Here is a 13,012-nt window from a genome sequence, read left to right as displayed (position 1 = left end):
ATCCGAGAATAATAGGAATATCCACCTATTCCAAGCCCTGGGCGCGACGCTCCTGCCAAGCCCAAAAGGTGCCGATGGCGATGCTGAGCAGAACGCCATAGCTGGCGATGTTCAGCACTGTGTAGAAGGCCGTCAATGATGGACGAAGGTCAATCATTACAAACAGATGGCTGGCCACGGCGAGCAGCTGGAGAGCCGTGGCCCACAGAGGCCAAGCCCGGTTGGACTTCCATGTCAGGCCGCTCAGTATGAGCAGCATGATCAAGTCCAAGGCGAAGACGCTCCAAGGCAAATGATAGATATTGCTGTCGTTCTGCACCAACAACGAAGCGAACCAGAGGAAAACGTAGGCCCCGGCACCTATGCGCTCGGGTTCGTCTCCCTTCAGAAAGGCGAACAGCGCGACAGCAATCGTCAGACCGGCTCCGATCTGCGTGTAGAGGGTGTCAAACATGAAAAATCGCCCCCGTATCCGCGACACGAGGGCGATCCTGCAATGTTTCGAGCTCAACCGATACGGCTAAGCATCAATCTTACTGCGAATTCACGCCACCCGCAGCTTGGGCGTCGAACCGATGGGCGTTTCCCAGTCGTCGCCCTTGTTGATCGGCCCAACCGCATAGACGCCCCAGCCGAGCTTGCGGTGATCCTTCTGGAGTTCGGAGTGGCAGGCGACCACGGCCTCGCGGGCGACGCCCAACGCCGCAATAGCTTCCATGGCCTTGGCCTGCGAGCCAGAGCCGGCCACCGGCGAGACCTCAAGGGCCGCGCGAGCGCCGATCATGGATTGAACGAGGGTCGTGGCCCGCGTGATGGCCGCGTCGACGGCTTGCTCAGTTGCATACAGGTCACCAGCAACGCCAGCGACGACTTCAACCCGATCCATGAAACACCCTCCAAGTGGTTACGGTGAACAAGGCCTTAACATACGCACGGTCAGGTTGGTAGGATTTTGTTTACCCTGTCAGGGCGGACTGGCGCCTGGAATGGATCAAAGCGAGACGCGCCTTGCGGGGTGGACGGTCCGCCGGCTTGTCGAGCGGACCGACCGCGAGATCGTTCATCCCAAGCTGGGCCGCCAGCGCCGCCAGGGCGAGGTGGGCTTTCACCAGCTGGCCGCGCGCTTCGGTCAGGGCTCCGAGCCCCGCAGCCGTCGCCGCAACGGCTTCGTGTCCGGCGACCGCCGACAGGCGGGCGTCCTGCCTGGCTCTCGGCAGCAGGGATGCCAGCGCGCCCGCTTCTGCCAAGGCGTCGTCGATGGCGGATTCGGCGGCGAACAACTGCTCGGCCACCGAGCGGCCGATTTGGCGTCTTGTCATTGGAGCCTCCCCTAGATGCGTCAAACGCAATCACAGGATGGCGATCCAGGCAACTTCTAGCTGTTCTGTCCCAGCAGAAAATGGGCCGTCAGGGAAGCGATCGGTTGTTCCGGATCGTCTTGCCAGGCGTCGGCGACGACATGGGCGACGCGGCGACCGGCCTTGCTGATCCGGGCTTGAGCGTACACCTCGAGCGGCCGTCCGGTGCGCAGATAGGCGATCGTGACATTGATCGGCTTGGGCAGGCGCTCCGCCGGAAAGGCGGCGGCCGCCTCGGCGATGGCGGTGAGCTCCAAAAGGGCCGCCGTCGCTCCGCCATGCAGGGCGGGCAACATCGGATTGCCGATGAGCATGGGCTGAAAGGGCATGACCACGATCCGCCCTTTCCCGTCATCACGCTCCTCCAACCCCAGGAAGCGGGCGTAGGGCATCGTCTGCAGCAGGCTCACGCGGCGTCGCTCCTGCCGCGCGGCTCGGTCAGCATGTAGGCCGCCTGGGCTGCAGCGACGGGATCGGATGGATCATCCTCGAAAGCCCACCCGCGCACGAAGGCGATCGACGAGGTCAATCGATAGCAACGCGCTTCAGCCACCAGTTCGCGACCCGCCGCCGCCGCCCGCATGTAGTCGACCCGGAGATCCAGGGTCGCGACGGGACGGAACTCTCCCATCCGCGCCCAGATCGCCAGGCCGCCGGCGTGGTCGAGCAAGGCGGTCACCAAGCCGCCTGCCAAAACGCCGCTGTCCGCGTCGCCCACCAGATCTTCGCGCCATGGAGCCCCTATCCGGACCCGCTCGGCCTCTCTGCCGATCCAGCGAAACCCCAGCGCATGGGTGTGCGCCGCCACGGAAGCCAGTTGCGGCAGCATCTCGTCTAGGAACGAATCCGTCATGGCGAGACCTTAGCACTGGCGGGCCCGTCCGCGACGCCGACCTACGCCATGATTCGTCCTGAAGACCTTCTCCGTCCCACGCCCCACGGCCTGTACTGCCCGCCCGGCGACTTCTACATCGACCCCGTGCGGCCGGTGGATCGCGCGGTGGTGACCCATGGGCATTCCGATCACGCCCGATCAGGCCACGGCGCCGTGCTGGCCACGCCCCAGACCCTGGCGATCATGGCGGAACGGTATGGCGAGGATTTCGCGGGACGCCGCCAGCCTTCGCCCTATGGAGAAACCGCCTCTCACAACGGCGTGGATGTCCGACTGGTCCCGGCGGGACACGTCCTGGGCTCAGCCCAGGCCGTAGTCAGCTGGCGCGGCCTGACCATGGTGGCGTCCGGCGACTACAAGCGGCGGCGCGACCCGACCTGCGCGTCGTTCGAGCCCGTGCCGTGCCATGTCTTCATATCCGAGGCCACCTTCGGCCTTCCCGTCTTCACCCACCCGCCTGACGAGGAGGAGATCGGCCGGCTGATCCAGTCCCTCGGCCAGTTTCCGGAGCGGGCGCATCTGGTCGGCGCCTATGCGCTCGGCAAGGCCCAGCGCGTGATCCGTCTGCTGCGCGAGGGCGGATGGGAGCGCACCATCTACGTCCATGGCGCACTTGAGCGGCTGAACCGCCTCTACGAACGCGAAGGCGTCGATCTGGGTCCGCTGGCGCCGGCCACCGGCCTGGGCAAGGACGCGCTCGGCGGCGAAGTCGTCATCGCGCCGCCTTCGGCGATACAGGACCGGTGGGCGCGGCGTTTCGCCGACCCAGTGACCGCCTTCGCCTCCGGCTGGATGGGAGTGAAGGCGCGGGCGCGCCAGCGCGGCGTGGAGCTGCCGCTCGTCATCTCAGACCACGCCGATTGGACCGAACTGACGGCGACCTTCCAGGAGCTGCGCCCGGACGAAATCTGGATCACCCACGGCCGCGAGGAAGGCCTTTGCCGCTGGGCCGAGCTGAACGGATTGAAGGCCCGCGCCCTGCGTCTGGTGGGCTATGAGGAGGAAGACGACGACGAGGCTGCGCCGGCCCCGGTCGCCGACGACGGCTGACGGTCGGAACCAAGGCGGCGACCGGATGTTATGCGACTGTCACCACCGCTTGTTGCAACACGGTGGGCGACCAGCGGCCCGCCCATGCAACCCCCCGACGCCTCGCGGCGGGCCGCTCACGCCCTCAATCCCCATAATCCAGGAAAATCGGCGCAGCGCCTTGACCGCGCAGGCGGTTTGCAACAGAAGACGCCCCGCGTCGGCGGCGCCGGAAAGCATGCGTCCTTAGCTCAGTTGGTTAGAGCATCTGACTTTTAATCAGAGGGTCCTCGGTTCGAGCCCGAGAGGACGTACCATCCGGCCCGCCGACCGCCTTCCCCTCGATTTTTTCCCTGATGACCGCTAGCCAGAGGGCATGAGACCTCTGGCGGGCGTGCGCATTCTCGAGTTCGACGGTCTGGGCCCGGTGACCTTCGCCGGAATGGTCCTGGCGGACTTCGGCGCCGACGTCATTCGCCTGACGCGCGGCGGAGGCGCGCCGGCCGCCGTGTTCGACGACGTGGGCGGCGAAATCCTGCACCGCGGGCGGCCGGCCCTGCCAGTCGATCTCAAGTCGGACGACGATCTGGCGACGGTCAAGCATCTGGCGGGGCGCGCGGACGCCGTCATCGAAGGCTTTCGGCCCGGAGTCATGGAGCGTCTGGGGTTGGGGCCGGAAGCCCTGCAGAGGGCGAACCCGCAGCTGGTCTACGCTCGGGTCACCGGCTGGGGGCAGACCGGGCCTTTGGCGGACCAGGTCGGCCACGACATCAACTACATCGCCTTGTCCGGCGCCCTGCATCACATCGGCGAGCCCGACAGACCCCCCCGTCCGCCGCTCAACCTGATCGGAGACTACGGCGGAGGCGCCATGATGATGGTCTCCGGACTGCTGGCGGCTCTCGTTCAGGCCCGCGCGACGGGGCGCGGCGTGGTGGTGGACGCCGCCATGACCGACGGATCGGCTCTGCTGACCAGTCTGTTCCACGCCTTGGAAGCGCGAGGCCTTTGGTCGGATCGTCGCGGCGCCAACCTGCTGGACGGCGGCGCGCCCTTCTACCGGTGCTACGCCTGCCGCGACGGCCGCTTCGTGGCGGTGGGGGCCCTTGAGCCCCGCTTCTACGCCGCCCTGCTCGCGGGCCTCGACATCCCCGCAGTCGAGGCGCCGCAATACGATCTTGCGACTTGGCCGGGTCTACATGCCCGTTTCGCAACGGCCTTCGCCGGACGCGACCGAGACGACTGGGCCGCCCACTTCATGGGAACCGAAGCCTGCGTGACGCCCGTTCTGACTCTGGCCGAGGCGCGCGAGCATCCGCACAATCTGGCCAGAGCGGCGTTCGCGGGCGGCGCGCCCCAGCCTGCCCCGAGATTCGACGGTGACGCGCCCGAGGCGACGTCGATCCCGCCTGCGCTCGCCCCCGATCAGGCCTTGGCGCGCTGGGCCTGATCGTCGCGGGGTGAGGCGCAGGCCTCCGCCAGGGCGGTCACCAACAGGGTTGGTTCGATCGGCTTGGTCAGGAAGGCCCGAACGCCGACCGCGTCCCAGGCCGCGCGGTGATTGTCCATGGCGTTGGCCGTCAGAGCGATGATCGGCGTGTCGATATTGGGGCCCTCGCTGCGAATGGCGCGCGTGGCCTCCAGCCCGTCCATGACCGGCATCTGCATGTCCATCAGCACCACGTCGAATTCGGCGTTGCGAGCAATCTCCACCGCTTCCTCACCGTTGACCGCGAACGTCAGGCGCAGTCCGTGCGGTTGGAGCAGCAAGCCGACAATGCGGCGATTCACCTCGTGGTCGTCGACCACGAGCACCGATCGGCCAAACAGGGCCTGCCCATCCGCCTCGGGCTTCACGGGCCGCGAGCTCGACGCATCAACGACCTGCGCCGGAAGGCTCAGGACGAACGCCGAGCCCTCCCCTTCCCGACTGGCGGCCGTCAGCGATCCGCCCATCAGCTCCGCCAGGCGCCGGCTGATCGCCAGGCCCAGGCCGGTTCCGCCGTAGCGACGCGTCGTACCGGCGTCGGCCTGCTCGAAGCTGTCGAAGACGCGGGCCAGTCTCTCTGCCGGAATGCCGCAACCGGTGTCCCTGACCGTCACGTTGAGACGCCCTTCGCCCGCGTCCCATTCCGCCGTGACGTCTATTCGACCCTGATCCGTGAACTTCACGGCGTTGGAGATCAGGTTGAACAGGATCTGCTGCAGCCGCAGGGGGTCCGTCAGTATGCAGTCCGGCGCGTCCGGCGCCACGCGGACAGTCAATTCGACCCCGTTCGCCTCTGCGCGAGGCTGCCACATCCGCTCCAGCATGGACAGCCGGTCGCGCAAATCCATTTCGGCCGATTCCAAGGACATCCGGCCCGCCTCGATCTTCGAGAAGTCGAGCACGTCGTTTAGCAGCCCCATCAGCACATCGCCGGCCTCGGTCAGCATGGCCACATGTTCCTGCTGATCCTTGTCGAGCCGGGTGCGGCGCAGCAGGTTCGCCGAGGAGATGACCGCGTTCATCGGCGTGCGGATTTCGTGGCTGATGACCGCCAGGAAGTCGGACTTGGCCGCGCTGGCGACCTCGGCCTTGCGGCGCTCCTGATCCGCCACCTCATTGGCGCGTCGCAGGGCGTTGTTGGTGCTTGAGCTTTGCCGCACGGCGACGACCAGGTGCATCAGATAGAGCACGCCGCCCAAGGCGATCAGGGCGACATGCCTCTGTCCGGTGATCCATGCGCTCAGAATCGGCAGGCCCAAAAAGTACAGGCCGTGCGGTATGGCGGCCGACAGCAGCAGGGGACGCACCTCGTGCATGTGCAGGCTGACGTGCAGCAGGCCGCCCGCCACCTGGACAATGGCGAACAGGCGCCCGACCTCGCCGGCCGTGAACCACAGATAGGCGGCGATGGATGAATAGACGACGACGCTCAGGCTGGCCGTAACGCAACAGACGATCTTGCGGCTGAGCGTCACCGGCCGCTCGGGTTTGAGGCGGAAAGGACGAAACACCAGCCAGTCGATCATCTGGCTGACGACCACCGCGCCGAACCACACAAGTGGGAAGATCGAGGGCGAAAGAACCCAGGCGACCAGACCGATGAACGCGGCCAGGCCGATGCGGGTCTTCAGCTCCCGAAAGCGCACCTCCGCGACGATGGCGTAGGTCGACTGCTGCATTTTATTCCTCTCCCGGATCGACTAGACCCTGAAAAGGGTAAGGTTTCGTTGCCGCACCATCGCCGCAGTGCGGGGAACCTTGCATGCAAGTCCGCGTTGCGGATCGAGTTCGGGGAGTCCGTGAGATGAAACAGTCGCTTCTGCTTTTCGTGGCCGCAGGGCTGACCATCGCCGTGAGCGCCTGCGATGAGCCTCGCAACGATCAGGCAGCCGAACGGTCGGACATCCCGGAGGTGACGGTCGAGGCGACGCCGGCGGAGGGCTCGGCCGCGCCTGTGGTCGAGACGGCGCCGGAAAGCCCTCCCATCGACGCCTCGGCCCTGCCGCCCGAAGAGCGGACGTCGGAAGAGACCGTGCGCCCCGAAAGCGAGACGATGTTCTACTGAGCGGCGACGACCGCGTGTTTCCGATCGCCGCCTCCATGCGGCCCGACTGCAAGGCCTGGGTTTGACGTTCCGCTCCTCTCTTCTTGTCGCCGCGGCCGCCTGCGCCTTCGCTGCTCCCGCCCTCGCCGAGCCGCGCGCTCAGATCAGAGGCGATGTCTCACCCGAACTGCGCCGTCAGCTGGAACAGGCCATCGGAGAGACGGACAATCCGCCCGCCAACCGCTTCGAGGCGCGCCGTCGCGCCCGCGCAGGCGTCGAGGCCGCCGAGGCCCTGCTGCGGTCCGAGGGCTATTATCAGCCGGTGTTGGAAGACATCGTCGAGGGCGAGGAGACGGCTGTCGCCATCGTTTCTGTCGAGCCTGGCCGCCGCTTCGTCCTGACCGAACCGACCATCGCCTGGCGCGCGCCCGAGCCCGACGCCGAAAGCGCGACGGCCGCGCGCGAGGCCATCCAGCTGACGCCGGGCGAACCGGGTCGCGCGGCCGATGTCATCGCCGCTGAAGGGCGCGTGGTCTCCACCCTGACCCGACGCGGCTATGCCGACGCCCGCGCCGAGCCGCGGCGCGTGGTGGTCGATCACGCCACCTTCACCGTCGACCCGACCTACAATATCGCATCCGGCGACCTGGTCCGTCTGGACGGCATCCGCCTGCTGACGCGCGGCATCACCAGCCCCGAATGGGTCGCCGGCCTGGCGCCCTGGACGACCGGGGACGTCTACGATCCCGAGGATGTGGCCGAACTCGAGCGCCGTCTGCTCGAAACCAACGTCTACGACGGCGTCGGCGTCGCCCTCGCCCCCATCGCCCAAACCGACGAACAGGGCCTTCGCCCGGTCGTCGTCACCCTGGCCGACAGCCCGCCGCGCCTGCTGGAAGCTGGCGCGACCTACTCCACGGCGGAAGGCTCTGGCGTCGAAGGCATCTGGACGTGGCGCAATCGCTTCGGCCGCGCTGACACCCTGCGGTTCCAGGCGCGCTTGGCCGACATCAACAGCCGGCTGGGCGTGGATCTCAGCCTGCCGCACTGGCGTCGGCCCGGCCGCACGCTGACCCTTGACGCCGCCATCGTCTATGAAGACACCGACGCCTATCGCCGCCTGGCCCTGACCACGGCGGCCGACCTGAGGCAGCGGATCGGCAAGACCTCATACTTTACCTACGGCATCGGGCTGGATGCGGGCCGCTATCGGGAGACCCGGTTCGATCCTATCACCCAAGCTCCAGTGCGTTTTGACCGCGACTTGGCGATCCTGACCGGACGAAGCTCGGTCTACATGGACCGCTCGAACGATCCGCTGGACCCGGTGCGCGGCTATCGCCTGCTCGTCTCGGCCCAGCCGACGGCCGTGGCCGGCGACGACACCGTCTTCTTCCTGCGCACCGAGGGCCAGGCGACGGGCTATCTGCCCCTGACCGACGGCGCCACCACCGTGCTGGCCGGGCGCGTGCGCCTGGGCTCCATCATCGGCGGCGAAGAGCTGACCGTGCCGTCCGACCGCCTGTTCTATTCCGGCGGCGGCGGGTCCGTGCGCGGCTACAGCTATCAAAGCGTCGGCCCGCGCCTGCCCGACAACACCCCGCGCGGGGGCTTGAGTCTGTTCGAAACCTCGATGGAGGTGCGCCGCGACATCGGCCGCAGCTTCCAGGGCGTGGTCTTCGTCGACGCCGGCGCAATCGGCTTCCAGGAGACGCCGAACTTCAACAACCTGCGCTACGGCGCCGGCTTCGGCGTGCGCTACAAGCTGCCGTTCGGCCCGATCCGCGCCGACGTGGCCTTCCCGCTCGACAAGCGCGACGGTGACGCGGACTTCCAGCTCTACATCAGCATCGGCCAGGCGTTTTGACCGAGACCCCTCCTACCGTCGAAACGCCGGAAAGCCCGGCCAAGCGCGAAAAGCGCAAGCGCAGCCGCCTGCAGGCCCTGGCCTTCTTCGGCGGCATCGGCGTCGCCGTCCTGCTGGCCCTGGCCATCGCCGTGGCCGTCGGCGGGCGGATGTACATCGTCTCCGACGCTGGCCGCGGCCTCGTCACCAGCTTCGTCGCCGGCAAGAAGATCGGCCGCTACGGCCGCATCAACGTCGAGGGCCTGTCGGGCGATCTGTTCAACGACTTCCGCCTGGCGCGCGTCACCGTCACCGACGAAGAGGGCGTCTGGCTCGAAGCCACCAACGTCCGCGTGGACTGGAGCTATTGGCCCCTGGTCATGCGTCGCTTCCACGCCAGCGAAATCTCGGCCGACAACATCCGCGTCATCCGCCGGCCCATCGTCGAGCCGCCGACCGAACCGGGCGGCCCCACGCCCATCGACGTCAAGATCGACCGCTTCGCCGCCAGCGTCGAACTGATGGAGGACTTCTCCAAGGAGTACGGCCGGTGGCGCCTGTCGGGCGACGCCGACATTCCGCGCCGCGGAGCCAAGGCGGCCAACGTCAACGCCTACAGCCTCAGCCGCGAAGGCGACTATCTGCGCCTGGCCGCCGTGTTCGGGGGCGACATCGAAGACCTGCGCGTCAATCTGCGCGCCAATGAGGCGCAGGGCGGCCCGATCGCCGGCGCGCTTGGCTATTCCCCCGACCAGCCGTTCACGGCGGCCGCCGTGGTCAACGGCGAGATCGTCGACGTGGTCATGCGCACCGGAGAGTTCACGCCCCTGACCGTGCGCGGCCGCTACGGCGGCGACGACGGCGCGCGTGTGTCGGGGTTCTTCGACTTCTCGGGTTCGGACCTGCTGGAGCCTTTCGTCGAGCGCATCGGCCGCACCGCCCGCTTCGGCTTCGCCGCCGTGCCGGATCGCCGCGAAGGCTTCCAGGGCGTGGGTTGGCGGCTGTACGCCGACAACATCGACAGCCGCGCCTCCGGAATTATCCGCATGAGCGACCGCTCGGCGCCCGACGGCATGAGGCTGGAGCTTTCGACCCGATCGCTCAGCCGCCTGGCCGGCACACCGATCGCCGGCCCGGCCGCCTATGTCGGCGTCTTCACCGGCGACGCCCAGAACTGGAAGCTGGACGGCTCGGCCAGCCTGCTGGGCGCCGACATCGCATCTTATCGCGCCACCCGCATTTCGGGCCCGTTGAACGTCGCGGTCAACAACGGCCGCATGGACGTGGTCGGCGACATCCGCGCGACCGGCGGTTCGGGCCAGGGCATCATCGGCGGCCTGCTGGGCGCCACGCCGCGCGTCCAGATGGAGGCCTCGCGCTTGCCTGACGGCGCGTTCCTGCTGCGCCGCATCGACGCGCGCGGACAGGCTCTGACCCTGACCGGCTCGGGCCAGCGCAATCTGACCGGCGGCCTGGGCTTCCGGGGCAACGCCGCCATCACCGACGTCGGCCGCATACAACCCGGCGCGCGCGGCGCCTTCGGCGGCCCCATCCAGGCCTCGTCCGCCCGCCCGGGCGCGCCGTGGGTCATGACCTTCGACGGCCGCGGCCAGCGCCTGGTCACCGGCATGGCCGAGCTGGATCGCCTGCTGGGCCAGACGCCCCGCCTGCAACTCGCCGGATCGTTCAACGACGGCCGGATCGCCATCGACCGCGGCCAGCTGACGGGCGCCCAGGCGCGGGCGGGCGCCAGGGGCCTGATCGAAACCGGCGGCCGCCTGCGCCTGGCGCTGGACTGGAACGCCCAGGGCCCCTTTGCGGCCGGCCCGGTCGAGATCGTCGGCAACATGAGCGGCGACGGCGCCCTGACCGGCACCCTGGCTCAGCCGCGCGCCGACCTGCGCGCCCGCTTCGACCGCATCGACGTTGCGGCGCTGCAGCTGACCCAGGCCGACCTGGTTCTCAGCTTCCGTCGCGGCGCGGATTCGTCCGACGGCCGCGTCGCCCTGACTTCGGCCTCGAACTACGGACCGGCGCGCGCCTCGGGCAACTTCTTCCTGGGTGGAGATCGCATCCGCCTGTCGGACGTCGATTTGGACGCCGGCGGGATCACGGCCCAGGGCGCCATTGCCCTGTCCGACAATGTGCCGTCCAGCGCCGACCTGACCTTCACCGCCCGCCCCGGCGCCTTCCTGGCGGCGGGCGAGGCGCAGGGGCGCGTTCGCCTGACCGAGGGTGGGGGCGATCAGACCGCCATCCTGAACGTCACCGGCCGCAATATGCGCCCCGCCGGATCGGACATCGTCATCCGCAGCCTGGACCTGAACGGCCAGGGCACGCTGGAGCGCCTGCCCTTCACCCTGGTCATCGACGTCGGCGGCCCGAACCCGGTCAACTTCGACGGCAACGGGATATTCTCGCGCCGGGGAGACGACACCAGCGTGACGCTGAACGGCGCGGGCCGCGTGCGCGAGATCGCCTTCAACACCCGCACCCCGCTGGTCGCGGCCTTCAGCGGCGCCGGCCGCGTGATCCGCGCCGATCTGGGCGTCGGCGGCGGCTTCCTGACCGGCGAGCTGCGCCAGGACGACCGCGCCGCCTCCATCGAGGCCAATCTGCAAGGCGTCGAGGTCGGCTCCATCGCCCCCGACCTGCGCGGCCAGGTGACCGGCCGCGTCTCCCTGCGCGGCGCTGGCTCGGACCTGTCGGGTTCGGCCAATATCGACCTGCGGCAGCTGCGCAGCGTGGACGCGCCCCGCGGCATTGCGGTGGACGGGACGGTGAACGCCAATCTGGCCGGCGACACGCTCACTATCCAGGCCAACGCTTCCAGCCCCAACGCCGTCCAGGCGCGGGCCAATGTGACTCTGCCGGTCGAAACCTCGGCCGCACCGCTGCGCCTGGCCATCGCCCGGACGCGCAACATGAGCGGCGATGTGGCCATCAACGGCCAGATTCAGCCCATCTGGGACCTGTTCCTGGGCGGCGAGCGCTCGCTGGCGGGTCAGATCGACGCCAACGCCACCCTGGGCGGCACGCTCAACGCCCCGCGCGTCAACGGCCGTCTGGACCTGGCGCAAGGGTCGTTCAACGACACGGCCACCGGTCTGCGGCTCGACAACGTCGCCTTGGCCACGCGTTTCGACGATACAACCGCAGTGCTCGAACGGTTCCAGGGCAATGACGGCTCGGGCGGGCAGGTGTCCGGCCAGGGCCGCCTGGGCCTGCGCCAGGGGTCGGCGTCGAACCTGCAGCTTCAGCTGACGCGCTTCCGCATCATCGACAATGACTTGGCGGAGGCGCGCGCCTCCGGCCCGATCACCGTGGTTCGCGCCGCCGACGGCAACATCCAGCTGAACGGCGACCTGACGGTCAACGAAGCCGAGATCGCGGCCAATCCGCCGGGCTCCAACGGCGTCGTCCGCATGGACGTGGTCGAGATCAACCGCCCCGGCGGCGATCCGGTCGAGACCACGGGCCGCCAGGGCGGCCCGCAGATCGCCTTGAACATCGACCTGACCGGCCGGCAGATCTTCGTGCGGGGCCGAGGTCTGGACGTCGAGCTGGGCCTCAACGCCCGGGTGCGCGGCACGATCGCTGAGCCGCAGCTGACCGGAAACGCCCGCGTAGTGCGCGGCGACTACGAGTTCGCGGGCAAGCGGTTCGTCTTCGACGACAGCGGGACGATCGCCCTGTCCACCGATCCTGAGCGCATTCGCCTGAACCTGATGGCGACGCGCGAGGATCCCGCTCTGACGGCGGTGATCCGCGTCACCGGCACGGCTGCGCGGCCCGAGATCGCGCTGAGTTCGACGCCTGCCCTGCCCCAGGACGAAATCCTGTCGCAGGTGCTGTTTGGGCGCTCGGCCTCGCAGCTGTCGGCCCTGGAGGCGGCGCAGCTCGCCTCGGGCGTGGCCTCGCTGGCGGGCGGCGGCGGCTTCGACGTGATCGGCAACCTTCGCGAACTCGCCGGGCTGGACCGCCTGTCCTTCGGCGGCGACGCCTCGGCGCTCACCGTGGCGGGCGGCCGCTACATCACCGACGACGTCTATCTGGAAGTCATCGGCGGCGGCGACGGCGGCTCGGCGGTGCGCGTGGAATGGCAGGTCCGCCGCAATGTGGCGGTCAGTTCGCAGTTCGGCGGACAGGGCGACGCCAGCCTGTCGATCCGCTGGCGTCGCGAGTCGCGTCGGCCCGGCGAACCCGTCGACCGACGTCCGAACCGCCGGTGACCATCGCGCATCGAGCGATGAAATTTATCTCCGATAAACAAGGGGCCACGTGAAAGCGCCGCCCACTTTCCTGGCGCCCCTGCCGACGGTGCTATGATCGCCGCCTCTGCAGCCAGGGA

11 protein-coding genes and 1 tRNA gene are annotated in these 13,012 nt (G+C 68.5%); 6 read left to right on the top strand and 6 right to left on the bottom strand.

All coding sequences use genetic code 11. From position 1 onward, the window contains the following. Positions 1 to 25 precede the first annotated feature (25 nt). The 5 genes from E4M01_RS07355 to E4M01_RS07335 all read right to left on the bottom strand — a co-directional run bounded on the left by E4M01_RS07355 (position 26) and on the right by E4M01_RS07335 (position 2,211). The gene (locus E4M01_RS07355) at positions 26 to 454 is read right to left on the bottom strand and encodes a hypothetical protein (RefSeq protein ID WP_135061402.1); all 429 of its coding nucleotides are present in this window, start codon (positions 452 to 454) and stop codon (positions 26 to 28) included. 90 nt (positions 455 to 544) lie between these two features. Beyond that, entirely contained in the window at positions 545 to 886 is a 342-nt protein-coding gene (locus E4M01_RS07350; RefSeq protein WP_135061404.1) for a hypothetical protein, read from the bottom strand. Between the two features lie 70 nt (positions 887 to 956). Beyond that, a complete protein-coding gene (locus E4M01_RS07345) occupies positions 957 to 1,319 on the bottom strand; it encodes a hypothetical protein (RefSeq protein WP_135061406.1) in 363 nt (120 codons plus the stop codon). A gap of 56 nt (positions 1,320 to 1,375) precedes the next feature. Then, entirely contained in the window at positions 1,376 to 1,768 is a 393-nt protein-coding gene (locus tag E4M01_RS07340) for a PaaI family thioesterase (protein WP_245158135.1), read from the bottom strand. Beyond that, on the bottom strand, positions 1,765 to 2,211 hold the full coding sequence (locus E4M01_RS07335) for a PaaI family thioesterase (RefSeq protein WP_135061408.1): 447 nt from the start codon (positions 2,209 to 2,211) through the stop codon (positions 1,765 to 1,767). Before E4M01_RS07335 ends, E4M01_RS07340 begins: the two co-directional genes overlap by 4 nt. A 48-nt stretch (positions 2,212 to 2,259) precedes the next feature. Here E4M01_RS07335 and E4M01_RS07330 point away from each other — a divergent pair, with 48 nt between their 5' ends. The 3 genes from E4M01_RS07330 (at position 2,260) to E4M01_RS07320 (ending at position 4,732) form a co-directional block, all read left to right on the top strand. After that, positions 2,260 to 3,303: a ligase-associated DNA damage response exonuclease gene (locus tag E4M01_RS07330; RefSeq protein ID WP_135061410.1), complete on the top strand. Its 1,044-nt coding sequence runs from the start codon at positions 2,260 to 2,262 to the stop codon at positions 3,301 to 3,303. A gap of 219 nt (positions 3,304 to 3,522) precedes the next feature. After that, positions 3,523 to 3,599 (top strand) — tRNA-Lys (locus E4M01_RS07325). 59 nt (positions 3,600 to 3,658) lie between these two features. Next, complete coding sequence (locus E4M01_RS07320) at positions 3,659 to 4,732, top strand: CaiB/BaiF CoA-transferase family protein (protein WP_135061412.1); 1,074 nt, start codon at positions 3,659 to 3,661, stop codon at positions 4,730 to 4,732. Here E4M01_RS07320 and E4M01_RS07315 read toward each other — a convergent pair. After that, positions 4,708 to 6,450 carry an ATP-binding protein gene (locus tag E4M01_RS07315; protein ID WP_135061414.1) on the bottom strand — a complete coding sequence of 581 codons (1,743 nt, stop codon included), beginning with the start codon at positions 6,448 to 6,450 and terminating at the stop codon, positions 4,708 to 4,710. The two genes, E4M01_RS07320 and E4M01_RS07315, sit on opposite strands and share 25 nt — an antisense overlap. A gap of 125 nt (positions 6,451 to 6,575) precedes the next feature. On the opposite strand from E4M01_RS07315, the gene E4M01_RS07310 reads away from it, so the two are divergent. From E4M01_RS07310 to E4M01_RS07300, 3 genes are all read left to right on the top strand, one after another. Further along, on the top strand, positions 6,576 to 6,836 hold the full coding sequence (locus E4M01_RS07310; protein WP_135061416.1) for a hypothetical protein: 261 nt from the start codon (positions 6,576 to 6,578) through the stop codon (positions 6,834 to 6,836). 61 nt (positions 6,837 to 6,897) lie between these two features. Further along, entirely contained in the window at positions 6,898 to 8,682 is a 1,785-nt protein-coding gene (locus tag E4M01_RS07305) for an autotransporter assembly complex family protein (protein WP_135061418.1), read from the top strand. Next, positions 8,679 to 12,893, top strand: coding sequence for a translocation/assembly module TamB domain-containing protein (locus E4M01_RS07300; protein ID WP_135061420.1), 4,215 nt, complete (start codon positions 8,679 to 8,681; stop codon positions 12,891 to 12,893). Before E4M01_RS07305 ends, E4M01_RS07300 begins: the two co-directional genes overlap by 4 nt. The last annotated feature ends 119 nt before the right edge of the window (positions 12,894 to 13,012 follow it).

Source organism: Brevundimonas sp. MF30-B (assembly GCF_004683885.1).
Classification (GTDB): Bacteria; Pseudomonadota; Alphaproteobacteria; order Caulobacterales; family Caulobacteraceae; genus Brevundimonas.
The sequence above is the reverse complement of the archived record's forward strand: the minus strand, read 5'-3'. Positions and strand labels throughout refer to the sequence as shown.

Excerpts from the sequence above, each read along its gene's own strand:
- E4M01_RS07320 (WP_135061412.1), top strand. The coding sequence starts at position 3,659 with ATGAGACCTCTGGCGGGCGTGCGCATTCTCGAGTTCGACGGTCTGGGC.
- E4M01_RS07355 (WP_135061402.1), bottom strand. The coding sequence starts at position 454 with ATGTTTGACACCCTCTACACGCAGATCGGAGCCGGTCTGACGATTGCT.
- E4M01_RS07315 (WP_135061414.1), bottom strand. The coding sequence starts at position 6,450 with ATGCAGCAGTCGACCTACGCCATCGTCGCGGAGGTGCGCTTTCGGGAG.
- E4M01_RS07345 (WP_135061406.1), bottom strand. The coding sequence starts at position 1,319 with ATGACAAGACGCCAAATCGGCCGCTCGGTGGCCGAGCAGTTGTTCGCC.
- E4M01_RS07330 (WP_135061410.1), top strand. The coding sequence starts at position 2,260 with ATGATTCGTCCTGAAGACCTTCTCCGTCCCACGCCCCACGGCCTGTAC.
- E4M01_RS07310 (WP_135061416.1), top strand. The coding sequence starts at position 6,576 with ATGAAACAGTCGCTTCTGCTTTTCGTGGCCGCAGGGCTGACCATCGCC.
- E4M01_RS07350 (WP_135061404.1), bottom strand. The coding sequence starts at position 886 with ATGGATCGGGTTGAAGTCGTCGCTGGCGTTGCTGGTGACCTGTATGCA.
- E4M01_RS07335 (WP_135061408.1), bottom strand. The coding sequence starts at position 2,211 with ATGACGGATTCGTTCCTAGACGAGATGCTGCCGCAACTGGCTTCCGTG.